The organism is Kitasatospora sp. NPDC058478, from assembly GCF_042720345.1.
Lineage (GTDB): Bacteria > Actinomycetota > Actinomycetes > Streptomycetales > Streptomycetaceae > Kitasatospora.
This window is the reverse complement of sequence record NZ_JBHXML010000058.1, coordinates 49,701-68,396: the sequence shown is the minus strand read 5'-3', so window position 1 is coordinate 68,396 and position 18,696 is coordinate 49,701. Positions and strand designations below refer to the sequence as shown.

General features: G+C 73.4%; 15 protein-coding genes. 7 read left to right on the top strand and 8 right to left on the bottom strand.

The window, feature by feature from the left end:
- Window positions 1-77 precede the first annotated feature (77 nt).
- Complete coding sequence (locus ACFWPT_RS28750) at window positions 78-1,355, bottom strand: extracellular solute-binding protein (RefSeq protein WP_380373758.1); 1,278 nt, start codon at window positions 1,353-1,355, stop codon at window positions 78-80.
- Between the two features lie 309 nt (window positions 1,356-1,664).
- Here ACFWPT_RS28750 and ACFWPT_RS28745 point away from each other — a divergent pair, with 309 nt between their 5' ends.
- Window positions 1,665-2,288, top strand: a complete 624-nt coding sequence (locus ACFWPT_RS28745) for a GNAT family N-acetyltransferase (protein WP_380485293.1) — start codon at window positions 1,665-1,667, stop codon at window positions 2,286-2,288.
- Here the strand turns inward: ACFWPT_RS28745 and ACFWPT_RS28740 are convergent.
- Window positions 2,281-3,345, bottom strand: coding sequence for an aldose epimerase family protein (locus tag ACFWPT_RS28740; RefSeq protein WP_380485291.1), 1,065 nt, complete (start codon window positions 3,343-3,345; stop codon window positions 2,281-2,283). The two genes, ACFWPT_RS28745 and ACFWPT_RS28740, sit on opposite strands and share 8 nt — an antisense overlap.
- 182 nt (window positions 3,346-3,527) lie before the next feature.
- Complete coding sequence (locus ACFWPT_RS28735) at window positions 3,528-6,539, bottom strand: ATP-binding protein (RefSeq protein WP_380485289.1); 3,012 nt, start codon at window positions 6,537-6,539, stop codon at window positions 3,528-3,530.
- 323 nt (window positions 6,540-6,862) lie between these two features.
- Here ACFWPT_RS28735 and ACFWPT_RS28730 point away from each other — a divergent pair, with 323 nt between their 5' ends.
- The 3 genes from ACFWPT_RS28730 (at window position 6,863) to ACFWPT_RS28720 (ending at window position 10,220) form a co-directional block, all read left to right on the top strand.
- Window positions 6,863-7,810 carry a terpene cyclase gene (locus tag ACFWPT_RS28730; RefSeq protein WP_380485287.1) on the top strand — a complete coding sequence of 316 codons (948 nt, stop codon included), beginning with the start codon at window positions 6,863-6,865 and terminating at the stop codon, window positions 7,808-7,810.
- Window positions 7,811-8,077: 267 nt separating this feature from the next.
- Window positions 8,078-9,601: an aldehyde dehydrogenase family protein gene (locus ACFWPT_RS28725; RefSeq protein WP_380485285.1), complete on the top strand. Its 1,524-nt coding sequence runs from the start codon at window positions 8,078-8,080 to the stop codon at window positions 9,599-9,601.
- Between the two features lie 295 nt (window positions 9,602-9,896).
- Window positions 9,897-10,220, top strand: a complete 324-nt coding sequence (locus ACFWPT_RS28720) for a nuclear transport factor 2 family protein (protein WP_363377241.1) — start codon at window positions 9,897-9,899, stop codon at window positions 10,218-10,220.
- 22 nt (window positions 10,221-10,242) lie between these two features.
- On the opposite strand, the gene ACFWPT_RS28715 is transcribed toward ACFWPT_RS28720, so the two are convergent.
- Window positions 10,243-11,466 carry a serine hydrolase domain-containing protein gene (locus ACFWPT_RS28715; protein WP_063350118.1) on the bottom strand — a complete coding sequence of 408 codons (1,224 nt, stop codon included), beginning with the start codon at window positions 11,464-11,466 and terminating at the stop codon, window positions 10,243-10,245.
- A gap of 156 nt (window positions 11,467-11,622) precedes the next feature.
- On the opposite strand from ACFWPT_RS28715, the gene ACFWPT_RS28710 reads away from it, so the two are divergent.
- From ACFWPT_RS28710 to ACFWPT_RS28700, 3 genes are all read left to right on the top strand, one after another.
- Window positions 11,623-12,132, top strand: a complete 510-nt coding sequence (locus tag ACFWPT_RS28710) for an NUDIX hydrolase (protein WP_063350117.1) — start codon at window positions 11,623-11,625, stop codon at window positions 12,130-12,132.
- Window positions 12,133-12,165: 33 nt separating this feature from the next.
- The gene (locus ACFWPT_RS28705) at window positions 12,166-13,059 is read left to right on the top strand and encodes a TetR/AcrR family transcriptional regulator (protein ID WP_380373774.1); all 894 of its coding nucleotides are present in this window, start codon (window positions 12,166-12,168) and stop codon (window positions 13,057-13,059) included.
- A gap of 130 nt (window positions 13,060-13,189) precedes the next feature.
- Entirely contained in the window at window positions 13,190-14,938 is a 1,749-nt protein-coding gene (locus ACFWPT_RS28700; RefSeq protein WP_380485283.1) for a hypothetical protein, read from the top strand.
- Between the two features lie 132 nt (window positions 14,939-15,070).
- Here the strand turns inward: ACFWPT_RS28700 and ACFWPT_RS28695 are convergent, their stop codons facing one another.
- The 4 genes from ACFWPT_RS28695 to ACFWPT_RS28680 form a co-directional block, all read right to left on the bottom strand.
- On the bottom strand, window positions 15,071-15,778 hold the full coding sequence (locus ACFWPT_RS28695) for a spermidine synthase (RefSeq protein WP_380485281.1): 708 nt from the start codon (window positions 15,776-15,778) through the stop codon (window positions 15,071-15,073).
- Between the two features lie 85 nt (window positions 15,779-15,863).
- Window positions 15,864-16,955, bottom strand: a complete 1,092-nt coding sequence (locus ACFWPT_RS28690; protein WP_380373855.1) for a YeiH family protein — start codon at window positions 16,953-16,955, stop codon at window positions 15,864-15,866.
- A 13-nt stretch (window positions 16,956-16,968) separates the two neighbouring features.
- A complete protein-coding gene (locus tag ACFWPT_RS28685) occupies window positions 16,969-17,550 on the bottom strand; it encodes a cysteine dioxygenase (protein ID WP_380342271.1) in 582 nt (193 codons plus the stop codon).
- 124 nt (window positions 17,551-17,674) lie between these two features.
- The gene (locus tag ACFWPT_RS28680) at window positions 17,675-18,589 is read right to left on the bottom strand and encodes a LysR family transcriptional regulator (protein ID WP_380485278.1); all 915 of its coding nucleotides are present in this window, start codon (window positions 18,587-18,589) and stop codon (window positions 17,675-17,677) included.
- Between the last annotated feature and the right edge of the window lie 107 nt (window positions 18,590-18,696).

The following is an 18,696-nucleotide window of genomic DNA, read 5'->3' as shown; positions in this document are numbered from 1 at the left end:
GGCCGTCGGGTGTGCCGCGGTCCTCCGTGTGCTCTTGCTGGTGTTTCGCCCCCGGCGGCCCGGACGGCCGACGGCGACTACTTGGCGAAGCCCGGCAGCAGCTTGGCGTAGTCGGTGGCGACGGTGTTCAGCGCGTCCTGGGTGCCGGTGCCCTGGACGGCCTTGCCCAGGTTGGTGCCGAGCGAGGAGAACAGCGAGCTGTACTCGGGCAGTTCGGGGCGCGGCTTGGCGCTGCCGAGGACGGCCTGGAAGCCGGCGATGCCGGGGTCGGCCTTGACGTCGGCGGTGAAGGCGTCGGAGCGGGTCGGCAGGGTGGAGTTCTTCTGCGCGATGAAGGCCTGGCTCTCCGCCGAGGTCATGAAGGCGGCGAACTTCTCGGCGGCGGCCTTGTGGGCCTGGTCGGCACCGGCGTAGACGGAGATGTTGTGCCCGCCGGTGGGCGCACCGGACTTGCCGCTGGAGCCCGCCGGGACGGGCGCGATGCCGAGGTTGTTCTTGTCGGCGAACGCGGCGCCCTTGTAGATGTTGGTGATCTCCCACGGGCCCTGGACGATGGCCGCGACCTTGCCGTTGTTGAAGGCGTCCATCATGTGCGCGTAGGCGTCGGTGGTGACGTCGGCCTTGGCCATGCCGGGCGCGGTGAACATCGTCTTGTAGGTCTCGATGGCCTTGACGGCCTCCGGCGAGGTGACGGTGATCTTCTTGCCGGCGGCGTCGACGGTGTCGGTGCCCTCGCCGAACAGGAACGGCATCGCGTAGTAGCCGTCCGCGGCCTTCAGCCAGAAGCCGTCGACACCGGCCTTGTCCTTGAGCGCGGCGGCGTCGGTCTTCAGCTCGTCCCAGGTCTTGGGGGCGGCGGTGATGCCGGCCTTGGCGAACAGCTCCTTGTTGTAGAGCAGGCCCAGGGTGTCGGTGACCAGCGGCACGCCGTACAGCTTGCCGTCGAACTTGGCCTGCTGGATCAGGCTGGGCTGGAAGGCGGAGGTGTCGGCGACGGCCGGGGTGCCGTCGAGCGGCTCCAGGTAGCCGGCCTTGGCGAAGGCGGCGGTCCAGCCGACCTCGGAGCGGAACACGTCCGGAGCGCCCTTGGCCCCCATGGCGGTCTGGAGCTTGTTCTGCGCCTGGTCGAACGGGACGTTGACGAAGTCGACCTTGACGTTCGGGTTGGCGGCCTCGAACTTCTTGACCAGCTCCTGGTAGTTCGGCGCCTCGTTGGTGGCGTTCGAGGTGTCCCAGTAGGTGAGGGTGACCGGCCCGTCGGCCTTGCCGTTTGAGCTGGAGCCGCTGCTGCCACAGGCAGCCATCGAGACCGCGAGGGCCACAACGAGGGCAGAGGCCGCGATGCCACGCCGCATGAGAACTCCTTGGGAGGGTGGGGGTGCCCGAGATCTTCGGAGACAGGCGCATAATGGCTGCCTCGTGCCGACTGCACCGTTGCTGCCGTCGGGCTCGGAAGGAAGTTAACAGCGGTGCAATAGCGACGGAAAGTCCTTGCAGCAAGTTTCTGCAAGAAACAGCGATCGTTACGCCCACGTGTCCTGGACGTAGCCGCACGGTAGTTGACAGTGCGACCAAATGTCCGGGTTCGCCCGCTTCGAGCCGGTACCGGATGGCCGAGAGCACCACCATCCCTGGCCGAAAACCGCTTGCAGCAGACTGAACGCATGCGTATCAGAGCCGCCATGAGGGACGAACTGCCGCTGCTGTGCGAACTGGAGCGGGCCGCCGGGGCCCCCTTCGCCGCGATCGGCATGCCGGAGATCGCCGACGACGAACCACCGGCGCCGCACGAGCTGGCCCACTACCTGGACGCGGGCATCGCCCTGGTCGCCGTCCCCGACGCGACCGACCTGCCCCACGGAACCGACCTGCCCCAGCAACCCGGTCCCGGTCCCGGTCCGATCGCCGGCTACCTGCTCGCCGAGCCGGTGGACGGCGCCCTGCACATCGAGCAGGTGTCGGTCCACCCCGACCACGCCCGCCGGGGCATCGGCCGGGCGCTGATCGAACACCTCGCGGCCGGCACCGACGCCCCCGCGCTCACCCTCACCACCTTCGCCGACGTCCCCTGGAACGCCCCCTACTACGCCCGCTGCGGCTTCCGCCCGCTCGCCGACCACGAGCTCACCCCGGGCCTGCGAGAGATCCGCCGCAAGGAGACCGAGCACGGTCTCGACCGCTGGCCCCGGCTCTGCATGCGCCGGGACCTCGCACGGGACCTCGCACGGGACCTCCAGCAGGACCTCACGCAGAACCTCACCCCGGACGTGCCCGGAGCGCTCAGCTGACGCCCAGCCGCAGCACGGTGGTCGAGCGGAACTCCTCCCCCGGCCGCAGCACGGTGCTCGGGAACGCCGGGTGGTTCGGGGAGTCCGGGAAGTGCTGGGTCTCCAGCGCGATCCCGGCGAACGGCCCGTACGGGACGCCGCTCGCGCCGGTGACCGCCCCCTGGAACTTGTTGGCCGTGTAGACCTGGACGCCCGGCTCGGTGGTCAGCACCTCCAGGGTGCGCCCGCTGACCGGGTCCTCCAGCAGCGCCGCCCGGGCCGGGCTGCCGTCGGCCGGCCGGGCCCGGAGCACCCAGTTGTGGTCGTAGCCGCCGGGCCCGGCCAGCTGCGGGTGGTCGTCGTGCACCGACTTGCCGATCGGCGTGGCCACCGTGAAGTCGAACGGCGTGCCGGCCACCGGTTCGGTCCGCCCGTACGGGATCTGCCGCTCGTCGGCCGGGGTGTAGGCGTCGGCGTCGAGGGTGAGCAGGTGGCCGAGGACGTCGCCGTTCCCTTCACCCGCAAGGTTGAAGTAGGCATGGTTGGTCAGGTTGACCACGGTCGGCTTGCTGGTGACGGCGCGGTAGGCGATCACCAGCTCGCCGGCCGGGTCCAGGGTGTAGGAGACGGTGATGTCCAGCGCGCCGGGGAAGCCCTGGTCGCCGTCCGGGCTGTGCAACCGCAGCCGCACCCCGCCCTCGATCCGCTCGGCCTCCCAGATCCGCTGCGCGAAGCCGTCCGGCCCGCCGTGGATGGTGATGCCGCCGCCGGTCGGGGCGAGCGGGTGCTCCTCGCCGTCGATGGTGATCCTGGAACCGTCGATCCGGTTGGCGTACCGGCCGACCACGGTGCCGTAGTGCCGGGCCGGGCCGAGGATCTGCGTCAGCTGGTCGGTGGAGAGCAGCAGTTGGGCGGGGCGCCCGGCGCGGTCCGGGCCGGTGAGGGTGTGCAGGGTGGCGCCGAGGGTGAGCACGCTCGCCTCGTACGGGCCGGCGGAGAGCGTCCAGCGCTCGATCGCGGCGCCCGCGCCCGAGGGGTCGAGGGGTTCGTGCCGCACGCTGGTGGCCTCGCTCGCCATGGCCTGCTCCTCACTGGCGGTCGCGGGGTGCCGTGACCGCCCCGGTTCCGGGTCCGTCCAGGGGGTCGCCGCGGCGCCCCCACGTCTGCGTCAGCCTAGCGACGGCGACCGCCCCGGGAGCGCTCCCGTGCCTCCGCGCGCCGCCCGGGCACCCGCCGCCCACGCCCCCCTGCCACCGCGGGCTACGCCTCCTCGGGCTCCGCCCCCGGCCGGGTGGCCCCGCGCGGCTGCGTCGGCAGCCCGAGGGCGGAGGCCAGGCCGTCCGGCCCGCTGCCCGCCTTGCGGTAGACCGCGGCCAGTCGGCGGTTGACCAGGCTGAGGTGCACGCCGAGCTCGTCGGCGATGCGCTGCGGCGGCACGCCCTGCACCGCGAGGTTGGCGACCTCCCACTCGGGCTGGCTGAGCGTCTCCCGGAAGTCGCGCAGCCCCAGCCGGTTGGGCCGCAGGCCGTAGTTGGCCAGCTCCCGCCGCGCCTGGTCGACCAGCCCCTCGGCCGAGCAGTGCTGGGCCAGTTCGATGCCCTGGTACAGGTACTCCTGCGCGTCCTCCAGCCGCCCGACCCGGCGCAGCGCGGCACCGAGGTCGACCAGCGCGACGGCGTGCTCGTACCCGGCCGGCGACTGGCCGAGGTACATCACGGCCTGCTCCAGCAGCTCGACCGCCTGCTGGCCGTCCTCGATCTGGGCGTTCAGCCGCAGCGCGGTGCCGATCGCCGAGGCGGTGCCGAAGGTGCGGGCGTCCTGGACGGCCTTCTGGGCGTACTCGCGGGCGCGGTCGGGCTCGTCGGCCGCGATCGCGATGGCGAGGTGGCCGGCCCAGGGCGCCCAGACGGTGTTGTGCCAGCCGCGGGCCTCCAGTTGGGCGCCGGCCTCGGTGAGTGCGGCGGCCGCCCCGGCGTAGCGCTTCTTGGCGATCAGCAGCTTGCCGTACAGCGAGGGCGCGTCGGGCAGCACCATCGCGGTCGTGTGGTACGGCGGGTGGAAGCCGAACTCGACGGCGAGTTCCCAGGCCTCCTCGGTCCGGCCGCGGGCGAGCAGGGTGTCCACCAGGACGCCGACGGCGTCCCAGGCGAGCGGCAGCTTGGGGCCGATCCGCTCGGACAGTCGCAGTGCGCGGCGCAGGAAGTCCTCGGCCTCGGCGAGCAGGCCGCGGCGGAAGCGGGCGAGGCCCATCAGGAAGTACGCGAAGCCCCGGTGGGCACCGCTCCACCCGGCGACCTCGAACTGGATGATGGCGTCCGCGAACAGCCGTTCGGCCTGGGCGATGCGGTCGTTGTAGGTGTAGGTGAGGCCGAGCATGGAGGGCAGTTCGAAGCCCCAGGTGCTGTCGGTCCAGCCGAGTCCCTTGGGCAGGCGGCCGGCGTCGAGGACGGCGTCGGCGTAGGTCAGCGCCTCGGCGGAGGGGGCGCCGCGCAGGGTGAGGTCCCAGGCGCGCATCGCGAGGACGGCCCGGTCGGCGGCGTCGCGGGTGCTGAGGCCGTCGCACATGAGGCCGAGCCGGGTGGATCGGCCGGGCCCGTCGTCCTCGGACTTGCGGAAGGCGTGCCACATGAACGAGGCGGCCTGGAGCCGGAGTCGGCCGGCCGGGTCGGCGGTCTGCTCGGCCTCGTCCTGGCAGACCACCGCGGCCTGGCGCAGTTCGCCGCTGTGTGCGAGCACCTCGGAGAGCCGGAAGGTGGCGTCGACCCGCAGTTCGGGGCGCAGCGGCCCCTCGTCGGGGTCGAGGGCGAGCTTGAGCTGGTTGACGGTGGCGACGGGGTCGGTGAGCAGGGCGGAGCAGCCCAGTTCGTACAGCACCTCGGCGCGGATGTCGTCGGCCGGGGGTTCGTTGAGGGCGCGGTGCAGGCAGCGCTGGGCGGCTTCGGGGGCGCCGATCAGCAGGTGTTCGACGGCGGCCCGGCGCAGTTTGCGGACGGTCTTGTCGTCGCCCTCGCCGGAGAAGGTCTCGACGAGGTGGCGGGAGGCGGCGAGCAGGCCGAGTCCGGCGTTCTCGATCTCGGCGGCGGCGACGCCGTGCATGCCGGTGCGGGTGGCCTCCGGCATGGTGTTGTAGATCGAGCTGCCGATCAGCGGGTGGACGAACTCCAGGTTGCCGTTGGGGGTCTGGGTGAGCACGCGCTGCTTGCGCAGCTGCTTGATGGCGTCGCGGGCGCCCTCGGTGGTCTGGGCGCAGATCCGGGTGGCGAGGTCGACCCGGATGTCGGTGCCGAGCATCGCGCAGGCCCAGGCGAAGCGCAGGGTGCCGGAGCCGAGCCGGTCGATCCAGCTCTTGAGGGTCATTCCGGTGGCGTCGACGGCGAGTTCGCGCAGTTGCTGGGAGTTCTCCTCGACCGGTTCGAGGTCCTGGTCGCGGACCTGGTCGAGCAGGGCGACGGCTTCGAAGGGGTTGCCGTTGACGACGTTCCAGAACTCGTAGCAGAAGGCGTCCTCGGCCTTGTCGCCGAGTTCGGCGCGGATCATGTCGGTGACGGAGACCAGCGAGAGCCGGTTGAGCTCGTGCTTGCTGGTGGCGAGGCCGAGGACGGCCTTGCGGTGCTGCTGGATCTCGGTCGGCCAGTCGTTCTCGTCCTCGCGGAAGGCGAAGACGAGCAGGACGGGCAGTTCGCGGGAGCGGACGGCGAACTGGGTGAGCCAGGAGAGCGACTCGTGGTCGCCCCAGTGCAGGTCGTCGACGATCATGACCAGCGGGGCCCGGCGCGGCGCGAGTTGGGTGAGGACGTAGTCGAGGCCGTCGCGCACGCCCTGGGGGTCGAGGCGGCGGGCGCCGGCCTTGGGCCGCTTGAGGCCCATGGCCGGTCCGACGACCTCCTCCCAGGTGCCCATGACCTGGCGGAACTCGTCGGGCTGCAGGCTGGTGAGGAGGGGTTGGAGGAGCTGGCGCAGCACGTGGTAGGGCTCGTTGAACTGGCGCTCGCCGCCGCGGGCGAACAACACCGTGGCGCGGTCGCGGAGTTTGGCGACCCGTCGGACCTCGTGCAGCAGGCTGGTCTTTCCGATGCCGGGGCGACCGGAGAAGGCGAGCAGTTCGCCGATCTCGGTGCCGCCGGCCGCGAATTTGCAGCAGAGCTTGTCGACGGCCGTCTCGACGGAGCGGAGTTCGGCGTCGCGGTCGCGCAGCCTGACCCTCGGCGAGGTGCTGTCGCCGTCCCGGCCGGAACCTGATCCCGTCCGAAGTTCGTTGTCCTGCTCGGTCACCGTCGTGCCTCCGCCTCGCCACTCGCGTCACAGCCCGTGTCGCTGCTCGCATCACTGCCCGTGGAGCCGAGGTTAGCGCTGCGTGGCACTCGCTGTGGGGCATTCGCGCAGGCTGGGGCGGACGGTGAGGGTTCGGACGCCTTGCCAAGGGCAATTGCCCTATACCCCTAACGTCCGATCATTACATCAGATACCCTACGGCCCGCGAGGCGAAGATGATCTTTCGCTATCACCCTCTCCCCGGAAGCCTCGCCGCGTCAACTCCCCCCACACCCAACGTTCGAACCACTAGTACCCCCACCCTTCGCCGCACCGGGAGTCCGATGTCTGACGACACCTCACTTCAGATTCCGTTCCCGCACCGTCGCAGCCCGCACGGACCGCAGGCCACCGCGCTGCACCGTGACTGGCTGGTCCGCCACCCGCTGCTCCCCGACGTCGACCACCCCGGGTACGCCCACTGGGACGTGGTCGACCTCGCCGCCCTCGGCTACCCCGACACCGGCCCGGACGAACTCTCCCTCGCCGCCGACCTGATGGGCTTCTACTTCCTCTTCGACGACCAGTTCGACGGCCCGCTCGGCCGCCGCCCGACGGAGGTCGCCCCCATCTGCGAGCGGCTGATCGCCGTCCTGCACGGAGCCCGCCCCGACCAGGACTCGCCGGTCGAGACCGCCTTCGCCGACCTCTGGGACCGCAGCGTGCGCGGCATGCCCGCCCGCTGGCAGGCCCGCGCCGCGTACAACTGGGAGTGGTACCTGGCCAGTCACCCCGCCGAGGCCGCCGGCCGCATCTCCACCCGGCCACCCGACCGCGACGGCTACCTGGTGCTCAGACGAGGCACCGCGGCGATGGAGACCATCTTCGACATGGTCGAACGCCTCGGCCAGTTCGAGGTGCCCGCCGCCGTCCTGCACCATCCGGTGCTGCGTCAACTGCGCCAGCTGGCAGCCGACATCCCCTCGCTCAGCAACGATGTCCGGTCGTTCCCGCTGGAGGCCCCGCGCGGCGACGTCAACAACCTGGTGATGATCGTCCAGCGCGAGCGCCGCTGCTCGGCCGAGGAGGCCTGCGCGGTGGTGCTGGAGGAGGCGCAGCTGATGGTCGAGCGGTGCCGGGACCTGCACGGCCGACTGCCGGACGTCTACCGGGAGTTGGGGCTCTCCCGGGTCGAACGGGCGATCGCCCAGCGGTACGCGGACGGGCTGGTCACCTGGCTCGCCGGCTACCTGTACTGGGAGTCCCGCACCGGCCGGTACCACGCGGTCTGACACCGTCCCGGACGGAGCGCGGAGACACGGTGCGCGCCCCGCGCGACGGCCGGAACGCGCAACCCTCCGTACGGGCCGGGCGCACGGACCGTAGCCGCGCCCGCGCCGGGCGGCTATCGTGCTCGACGGCGGACGCCCCGGCGGGCGTCCGCCCGGAATTGCGTGTCCACACCCTCCCGCCGGGCCGCCCCGCGCCGGGCGCGGCCCGGCGCGCCGCCCCGCCACCCGGTCCGGGCGGCGCCCGACGTCGCGAGGAGACACCAGAGCATGACGGTCTACCAGCCCCCCGGCACGCCCGGCAGCATCGTCGCCTACCGCTCCCGGTACGAGCACTGGATCGGCGGCGGCTGGACCCCGCCGGTGCGCGGCGAGTACTTCGGCGACCCGACCCCGGTCACCGGCGAGGTGTTCACCGAAGTCGCCCGCGGCACCGCCGAGGACATCGAGGCCGCGCTGGACGCGGCCCACGCCGCCGCCCCCGGCTGGGGCCGCACCCCGCCCGCCGAGCGGGCCCAGGCGCTGCTGCGGATCGCCGACCGGATGGAGGCGAACCTGGAGCGGCTGGCCGTCGCGGAGAGCTGGGAGAACGGCAAGCCGGTGCGCGAGACGCTGGCCGCCGACCTCCCGCTCGCGGTCGACCACCTGCGCTACTTCGCGGGCGCGCTGCGCGCCCAGGAGGGCGGCCTGTCCCAGCTGGACGAGGACACCGTGGCGTACCACTTCCACGAGCCGCTGGGCGTGGTCGGCCAGATCATCCCGTGGAACTTCCCGATCCTGATGGCGATCTGGAAGCTCGCCCCGGCGCTCGCGGCCGGCAACGCGGTGGTGCTCAAGCCCGCCGAGCAGACCCCGGCCTCGGTGCTGCTGTGGGCCGAGCTGACCGCCGACCTGCTGCCGCCCGGCGTGGTCAACATCGTCACCGGCTTCGGCGAGGAGGCCGGCGCCCCGCTGGCCTCCAGCAACCGCATCCGCAAGATCGCCTTCACCGGCGAGACCACCACCGGCCGGCTGATCGCCCGCTACGCCAGCGACAACCTGATCCCGGTCTCGCTGGAACTCGGCGGCAAGAGCCCCAACCTGTTCTTCGCGGACGTCGCCGACGCCTCGGACGCCTTCTACGACAAGGTGGTCGAGGGCTTCGCGATGTTCGCCCTCAACCAGGGCGAGGTGTGCACCTGCCCCAGCCGGGCGCTGATCCAGGCCTCGGTCTACGAGCAGCTGCTCGCCGACGGCCTGGAGCGGGTGCGCGCGATGCGCCAGGGCGACCCGCTGGACACCGAGACCCAGGTCGGCGCCCAGGCCAGCGCCGAACAGCTGAAGAAGATCCTCTCCTACTTCGAGATCGGCCAGGCCGAGGGCGCCAAGCTGCTGGCCGGCGGCGAGCGGGCCGACCTCGGCGGCGCCCTGGCCGGCGGGTACTACGTGACGCCGACGGTGTTCGAGGGCGTCAACAGCATGCGGGTCTTCCAGGAGGAGATCTTCGGCCCGGTCGTCTCGGTCACCCGCTTCGAGGACTTCGCCGAGGCGATCACCCTCGCCAACGACACCCAGTACGGGCTCGGCGCGGGCGTCTGGACCCGCAACCTCAACACCGCCCACCGCGCCGGGCGCGCCATCCAGGCCGGCCGGGTGTGGACCAACTGCTTCCACGCCTACCCCGCCCACGCGGCCTTCGGCGGCTACAAGAACTCCGGCATCGGCCGGGAGAACCACAAGGCGCTGCTGGAGCACTACCAGCAGACCAAGAACCTGCTGGTCAGCTACTCCCCGGACGCGGTGGGCCTCTTCTAGCCGGGCCGCGGCCTGCGCGAAACGCGGAACCAGGAACAGGAACCAGGAACCAGGAACCAAATAAACACGGAGCGGGAGACCGGTCCCGGCCTCCCGCTCCGCCGCCACTCCCCGTGGCCGCACCGCGAACGCCCTTCCGGGCGTCCACGCTGCGCAACCCTCCGTAGGGCAAAACGCCCATTTCGGGATCTAAGCACATGAATGCGCGATTTTCTCGACGCGCCGCCGACATGCCCGAACACACCCGGCGAACGCCGTAGACAGGACTCCCCGCCCCTCACCCCCGGGAGTCCCGATGACCATCTCCCCCGCCAAGCTCTCCGACCCCACCGTGCGCGCCTTCGTCGCCGCGGTCAACGCGGGCGACCGCGACGCCTTCCTGGCCACCCTCACCCCGGACGCGACCATGTCCGACGACGGCTCCGACCGCGACCTGCCCCAGTGGATCGACAAGGAGATCTTCACCGTCCGCGGCCGGATGGACGTCCAGACCGAATCGGACGGCGGCCACGCGCTGATCGCCAACTTCACCAACGACACCTGGGGCGAGATGCGCACCGCCTGGCGCTTCACCCTCACCGGCCCGAAGATCACCCGCTTCGAGACCGGCCAGGCCTGACGGCTCGGGACCGCGCCCGCCGCTACCCGGACAGCCCCAGGCACCCCCGCACCGCACGGATCAGGTTGCGCGAGCGGATGTCGCCGGTGACGCCCGGCTGCATGCCGTTGGTGACGTAGCCGAAGCCCAGCCCGAGCTCCGGGTCGGCGAAGCCCAGCGAGCCGCCCCGACCGGGGTGGCCGAAGCTCGCCGGGGAGGCCATCGGCGCGGTCGGGCCGTGCCGCCAAAAGCCCAGGCCGAAAGTGGAGTTGACGATCAGCACCCGGTCCGGTCCGCTCACCTCGGGCCCGACCGCGCGGGTCAGCACCCCGGGCCCGAGCAGCGGCGGCAGCAGCGCGCCGGAGCCGTCCGGGCGGTCGGCGGCGCCGATCAGCGCCGCGTAGAACCGGGCCAGCGAGCGGGCGGTGCCGATGCCTCCCGCGCCGGGGATCTCGGCGGCCTGCACCGCCGGGTCGTTGAGGTCCACCCCGGGGCGCACCGAGGCGAAGGACCGCGCGGTCAGCGAGGCCGGGTCCTGGTAGGCGTCCCGGACGGACTGCTTGGGCCGCAGCCGCAGCCCGCTCGGCCCGGTCCGGGCCGCCTCCGGGGCGGGCAGGTCGACCAGCCGGCCGACCCTCGGCGCGGCCCCGGCCGGCAGCCCGATCCACAGGTCCAGCCCGAGCGGCCGGGCGATCTCCTCGGCGAAGTACTGGCCGATCGTGCGCCCGCTCACCCGCCGCACCACCTCGCCGACCAGCCAGCCGAAGGTGTACGGGTGGTAGCCGTGCGCGGTGCCCGGCTCCCAGGCGGGCGCCTGCGCGGCCACCGCGGCCACCGCGCGCTCCCAGGTGAGCACGTCCTCCAGCCGCAGCGGCACGTCCAGCGCGGGCACCCCGGCCTGGTGCGACAGCAGCCAGCGCACCGGCACCCCGCCCTTGCCGGCCTGCGCGAACTCGGGCCAGTAGGAGGCCACCGGGGCGTCCAGGTCGAGCAGGCCGCGCTCGGCCAGCAGCAGCGCGGTGGTCGCGGTCAGGCCCTTGGTGACCGAGCGCAGCACCTGGGCGGTGTCCGCCGTCCAGGGCACCGCCGGCGCGGGCCGCCCGCCGACCTCGGGCCGGGCGTCACCGCCCCACAGGTCGACCACCTTGCGACCGCGCACGTACAGCGCGAAGGCCGCGCCCAGTTCGCCGTACTCGTGGAAGTTCCGCGCGAAGGCCTCCCGTACGGGCTCGAACCCCTCGGCCGTCTCGCCCCAGATCTCCACCACCGCGCGCCACCCTCAGCCTGTCCGGTTCCTGCGTTCCCGCCCGCGTCCGATCGCACACGAATCACACACGAATCACATGCGGATCACATGCGAATCGAGCTCGGATCGCACTCGAAAAGCGTTCGAAGCGGGCCCCGAAACCCTAACCTGTCCGTCATGACCAACCCTGCCGAAGAACTGCTGGACGTCGTCGACGAGCACGACCGGGTGATCGGGACGGCGCTGCGCGGGGAGGTGTACCGGCAGGGGCTCACCCACCGGTGCGTCTTCATCCTGGTCCGCGACCCGGCCGGGCGGATCTTCGTCCACCGCCGCACCGACACCAAGCTGTTCGCCCCCGGCGCGTACGACATGTTCGTCGGCGGCGTGGTCGGCTCCGGCGAGACGTACGCCGAGGCCGCCGTCCGCGAGGCCGAGGAGGAGCTCGGCGTGCACGGGATCACCCCGCGCCCGCTCTTCAAGTTCCTCTTCCGGCAGGACCGGCTCTCCTGGTGGAGCGACATGTACGAGGCCGAGTGGGACGGCCCGGTCCAGCCGCAGGAGTCCGAGGTCGCCTGGCACGCCTGGCTCACCCCCGCCGAGCTCGCCGACCGCCTCGCCCGCGACCACTTCGTCCCCGACGGCCGCGAGGCCTACCGCCGCTACCTGGACCTCCACGCCGCATAGGCCCCGCCCCGGACGGCGGATAGGGTGGCGCGCATGGCCTCCCGTACGCCGTCGCCGACGGCCGCCCGCGCTGCACGGACCCCCGCCCCGGAGCAGGCCCCGGACCGGGCTGCGGGCCGGACGCCAGGCCGGGCGGCTGCCGGTGAGCGGCCGCGCCGCAGGCTCAGCGTGGACGAGCGGCGCGAGCAGCTGATCGCCGTCGCGCTGGAGCTGTTCAGCCGGCGCCCGCCCGAAGAGGTGTCGATCGACGACATCGCCGCCGCCGCGGGGGCCTCCCGGCCGCTGGTGTACCACTACTTCCCCGGCAAGCAGGCGCTGTACGAGGAGTCGCTGCGGCGGGCCGGGCGGGAGCTCTCGGCGCGCTTCGAGGAGCCCGCCGACGGGCCGCTGTCCGAGCGGCTGTACCGGGTGATGGGCCGCTACCTGGACTTCGTGCAGAGCCACGGGCCCGGCTTCGCGGCGCTGCTGCGCGGCGGCTCGGTGGCGGCCAGCGCGGGCACCTCGGCGGTGATCGACGAGGTGCGGCGGGCCGCCCACGACCAGATCCTCTCCCACCTGGCGATCCCCGCGCCGAGCCCCGGGCTGCGGCTGACCGTCCGGGCCTGGATCGCCAACGCCGAGATCACCTCGCTGGAGTGGCTGGCCGAACGCTCGGTGCCGTTGGAGGACCTGCAGCTGCACCTGGTGCAGGAGTTCGTCGCCACCCTCACCCTCACCGCCGCCCGGGAGCCGGCGCTCGCCGCCGAACTCGCCTCGTTCTTCGCGGACGAGCGTCCTGACGGCCCGACCGGGCGCCTGGTGCGGGAGCTCGCCGGGCTGTTCGCCGTCCCCGGGATCGCCGAGGCGGTCACCGCGCTCGCCACCGCACCGTCCGGCGAAACGTCCCCGCAGGCCACGGGCGGAACGACCGCGGCTCCCATCGGGTGATCCGCCGGTTCGGTCCCGACAGCGGGCTCTGATAGGAATGAGCACGGAGTCCGGCGGCACGCCGCCACGGCGCGCGCGGACCCACCCGAACCAGCGGACCGCAGACGCAGCAGAGCGGGGGGCTCAACAGTTGACCCAGGACGTCCAGTTCAGCGCGGAGGCCAATCCCTTCGCAGCGGCGGAGCAGGTCTGCGCGACCCTCGGCACGCTCACCGACGCCCTCTTCGACGAGCGCACCTCCCGCCATCCGGCGGCCTCGCTCAGCGCCCTGCGCCCGGCCGAACACCCCGCCGCCGAGGCGCTGTTCGGCCTCCCGCTGGCCCCGAACGGCCCGGTGCACGCGGCCGTGGACCGGCTCGGCACGGTGCTCACCGCCGGCACGGCCCGCCCCGGTAGCGGCGCCCGGGTCGCCGACCGGGTGACCGCCGCCCTCCACACCCGCTACGGCGGCGGGGCGGTGCGCGGCGCGATCGCCGACCGGGGCACCACCTCGGCCGCGCTGTTCCACCTGCCGGTCACCGGCGAGTTCGCCGACCCCAAGCTGCGCCCGCCGTTCGCCCCGGCACTGGCCGCGCTGGCCGCCGGGCAGCAGACCCGCCAGCCGGTCGAACTGGCCACCGGCGCGGGTGCCGAGGTCCGGCTGGTGGTCCCGCCCGGCTTCCACCCGCTGACCTCCCCCGGCGGTCCGGCCGGGGTCTGCTCCCGTACGGTGCCCGCGCCGGCGGGCGGGGCGGACGGCGTCGACCCGGCCACCGCCGCGGCCGCCGAGGAACTGACCGGGCATCTGGCCGAGGTCGCCGAGGAGCTGTTCAGCGGCGACGGTCCGGAGCGGCGCCGCGACTTCGCGGTCATCGCCGCCACCCTCGCCGACCTGGTCCACGACGCCGGCACGGTCTACGCGGGCGTCTGCGCGCTGGACGTGGACGGCCGGGCCTCCGACGCCGCCCTCGTCGTCTCGCTCGCCCGGCACCCGCTGCCGATCACCGCGCTCGCCACCGAACTCGCCACCGTCCGGCGGCACGCCGAGGTGTGGACGGTCCTGCTGCCGGCCGGGCCGGCCGCCGTCCTGGTCGAGGGACGGACCGTCCCGGTGCCGGGGCCGCTGTCCGCCGACGGGCAGCGGCGCTGGGTGGTCACCTCGGCGGTCGAGGCCTTCGTCCCGCTGCCGGACGGCGGCACCGTGCTCTGCGTCCAGCTGTCCACGGCGCAGCCGGAGGACTGGGACCTGTACACGCGGGCGTTCGCGGAGCTGCTGAAGAGCGTTCAGTTCGGCTGGGACGGGGCGGTGGCCGGCGCCGTGCCCGCGCCCGCGCCCGCGCCCGCCACACCTGCTGCCGCTCCCGCTCCCGTCGAGAAGGAGCCGGAAGAGGCGGAGGAGGTGCCGGCGGACCTGCGCGGCACGCCGGTGCAGCTCCCGCCCGAGGACTTCAACCCGTTCGCGCCCGTCGCGGAGGCCTCCCCGGCCGACGCCGAGCCGCAGGCGGCGCCAGCCAGGCGGAAGGGCACGCCGGTCATGGTGCCCCCGCCGGACTTCAACCCCTTCGCCCCGGAAAGCCTCCCGCCCACCCCGGACACGTCCCCGGCAGCGGCCGCCCCGACCACCGACCCGTTCGGCACGGTGACGGCCGACCAGTCCGACCCGTTCGGCACCACGCTCGCGGCGCAGGGCCCGGCCGTCCCGCCGCCGCCCTCCGCGCCGCCGGCCGTTCCCGCGCAGGCCGTTCCCGCGCAGGACGCCCCGCGCAAGGGCACGCCCGTCATGGTGCCCCCGCCGGACTTCAACCCCTTCGCCCCGGAAAGCCTCCCGCCCACCCCGGACGAAGCGACGGAGACCGACGCGGCGGAGGCTTCGGGCCCGGAGACCAGGCCGTTCGGCTGAGCCCCGGCAATTGCCCCTCCGCCAGGGGTCCAACCCCAGGGGCCGCGACAACGCGACGCCGAGAGCCGGCAGTTGGCCGCTGCCACGGACAACGCCCGGACGCGGCAGGAGGGTTGGCGAGGCCCTGCGCCGTCAGCCTGCGCGCCGGGCCAGGTGGACCATGTCCGGCACGCCGCGGCTGACCGGGATCTCGTGCGTGACGACGTCGGAGAAGCCCACCGCCCGCAGCGCCTCCTCGAAGTCAGCGGAGGGCTGGGCGCTCCACACCGCCAGCACCCCGCCCGGCTGCAGCCGGTGCCAGAGCACCGCGAGCCCGTCGGCGCCGTACAGCCCGGCGTTGGAGTCGGTGACGGTCCAGTCCGGGCCGTTGTCGATGTCGAGGCACAGCGCGTCGTAGCGCTCGCCGTCGGCCGCCGCCAGGTACTCCAGCAGGTCGGTGTGGAGGACCTGGACCCGCTGGTCCTCCAGCGCGCCGCCGGAGAAGGCGCCGAGCGGCCCGTTCCGGTGCCAGTCGATGATGGCGGTCTCGCGCTCGACGATGGCGATCCGCCCCCAGCGCGGCTCGGCCGCCGCGTACGCCAGCGAGAAGCCGACGCCGAGGCCTCCGATCAGCACCGAGGGCTCTGCGGGGGCGCCGGTGCGGTCCAGTTCGTCCAACGCCGCCTGGATCAGCAGGCGTTCGGAGCGGCCGTCGGCGGTGTCCATCAGGAAGCAGCCGTTGGCGATGATCTCGAAGTGCCGACCCCGCTGGCGCAGTACCACCTCGCCGAACGGGCCGTCCCGCCGGTCGAGCGTGACGACGGCCTCGTGAGCGTCCCGTTCGGGCAGTGCGGTGGACATGCGGCTTCCTCAGCGGACTCGGGTGCAGGAGCGTCCCGGCGGACGAGTACCCGCCCGACAATAGCCGAGTCCGCCCCTGCGCCCGTCACGTCGTGACCAGCACCCCGGCGTAGGAGACGCCCGCGACGACCACCCAGGAGCCGAGCCCGAGCAGGGCGAGCCGCCCGCCGGTGCGGACCATGGTCGGCAGGTGCACGGCGCTGCCGAGGCCGAACAGCGCGGCGGCCAGCAGCAGTTCCTGGGTGTCCCCGGCGAGGGTGAGCGCCCGCTCCGGAAGCACCCCGGTGGTCCGCAGCACGATCATCGCGAGGAACCCCGCCACGAACAGCGGGACGATCGGCGGGCGGCTGCCGGTCTTGACCGGGTTCTTCGCAGGGTCTTCCCCCGACTCCTGGTCCGCCCCGACGACGGCCTCCCCGCCCCGTCGCGCCCGGCGCCGCACCGCGACGGCCATCCCGGCGACCAGCGGCGCCAGCAGCACCACCCGCATCAGCTTGACCAGGACGGCCTCCCGCAGCGCGCCCGCCCCGCCGGTCTGCGCGGTGGCGACCACCTGCCCGACGTCGTGCACGCTCGCGCCGACCCACCGCCCGAACTCCACGTCGCCCAGCCCGAACGGCTGCTGGAGCAGCGGCAGCACGGCGATGGCCAGCGTCCCGCACAGGGTGACCAGGGCCACCGAGGCGGCGACGTCCTCCTCCTCGCTGCCGGCCGCCTGGCTGACCGCGCCGATCGCCGAGGCTCCGCAGATGGAGTACCCGGTGGCGACCAGCAGCGGCTGGTCGCCCGGCAGGCCGAGCCGTCGGCCGAGCCAGAGCGTGCCGGTGAAGGTGGCCGCGACCACCGCGAGCACCATGGCGACGGTGGCCCAGCCGAGGCCGAGCACGTCGTCCAGGCTGAGCTTGAGCCCGAGCAGGACGATCCCGAGCCGCATCAGCCGCTTGCCGGCCATGGACAGCCCCGGCCGGGCCACCCCGCGCACCACCGGGCGCAGCCCGGGCAGGTGGGCCGCCGCCATGCCGAGCACGACGGCGGCGGTGAGCTTGGGCACGGCGGGCACGGCCGCGTGGACGGCGATCGCGGCGGCCACCCCGGCCGCCGCGAGCAGCAGGCCGGGGGCGTCCCCGCCGAGCGGGGGCAGTGAGCGGGTGCGCGTGGCGCGCTCCCGGAGGGTCAGTGCCACGCCGCCCTCACTGCTGCTGGTCGGCGGGCAGCCGGTAGACGCGCCGGATGCTGGTGCCGAGCCGCGAGACGTCCGCGCCGTACACGTGGATGGAGATGGCGGTGCTGTTGCAGGCGTTGCGCACCAGGTGGATGTCACCGGGCGGGGCGAAGGCCGCGACGGTGCCGGCCGGGCCGGCGACGTGCTCGGTCTCGACGAGGTGGGCGGTGCGGCCGTCGGAGACCAGCCGGTAGCGGGTCTCGCTCTCCTGGCCCTGGTGGACGCCGGCCACGCACCAGGAGACGTGGTCGTGGATCGGGGTCTGCTGGCCGGGCAGCCAGACCAGGGCGACGACGGAGAAGCCGCCGTCCTCCTCGGCGTGCAGGACGTGCTGGCGGTAGCGCTTCGGGTCGCCCTCGCGCTGGGCGGGGGTGAGCAGCGCGTCGGGCCCGTCGGGGTCGGCGTGCAGGTGCGGGGCGAGGCGTTCGCCGACCAGGTAGGCGGTGAGTTCCGGGGGCAGTCCGCGGTCCACGACGGCACGGATCTCGCCGATCAGGGCGGTCATCCGCTCGGTGAGCCGGTCGCTGCCGACCGTGGCTGGGGGTGTCATGCCAGCAGGTTCGGCTGCACCGACCCATCACGTCCAACGATGGTTCTTAAGCTTCCCCTCAACTTCAGCTTATGAATCGCCCCGGCGAGCACCCACCGGAGCCACGACTCAGCACCCGATCCGGTCAGCACCCGATCCGGCTGGCCGCCGCCCGCCGCAGATGGTCCAGCACCAGCCCGGTGGCCGGTATCCGCCGGTGCTCGCGCAGCACGTACGCGCTCACCTGCCGGCGCAGGTGCGGTTCGACGGCCCGCCCGGTGACCTTGCGGTGGCACATGAAGGAGAGCACCAGCGCGGGCATCAGCGCGATCCCGACCCCGGCGGCGACCAGGCTCTGGACCGCGAGGTTGTCGTCCGTGGAGAACACGATGTCCGGCGCGAAGCCCTCCTCCGCGCAGACGTTCAGCAGGTTGGCCCGGCAGCGCGGGCACCCGGCGATCCAGCGCTCGCCGTCGAGGTCGACGAGCCGAACGGCGTGCCGACGGCCGAGCGGGTGTCCGACCGGCAGCAGCACGGTGAGCAGGTCCTCCATCAGCGGGATCTCGTCCAGCCCGTCGGGCACCTCGGTCGCGCCGCTGGGGTAGCGGAAGGCCAGCGCGATGTCGCACTCCCCGCGCAGCAGTCGCTGGACGGAGTCGGGCGGTTCGGCCTCCAGCAGCTCGACCCGCACACCGGGGTGTTCGGCGAGCAGCCGGGCCATCGCCTCGGGTATCAGGGTGGCGTTGGCGCTGGGGAAGGCGCAGACCCGCACCCGCCCGGCCCGCAGCCGGGCGAGCGCGGCGAGCTGCTGCTGGGCGGCGGAGAGGCTGCCGAGGATCAGTTCGGCGTGCCGGGAGAGTGCCTCGCCCGCCTCGGTGAGCCGCAGTCCGCGCCCGGCCCGGGTGAACAGCGCGACGCCGACGGTGCGTTCGAGCGCCTTCATCTGCTGGGTGATGGCGGGCTGGGTGTAGCCGAGCTCGCGGGCGGCGGCCGAGTAGGAGCCTGCTCTGACGACCTCGTGGAACGTCCTGATGTGCCGTGAGTCGAATACCGGCTCCATGGCCCCTCCCCGGTCGTCGTCGTCGAGCCTCCGCAATCATAAGAGGAAATTGGAGGTGCCCGCTCTATCCCCACCCGCACCTATGGTTCAGGATCGAACCAGCCTTC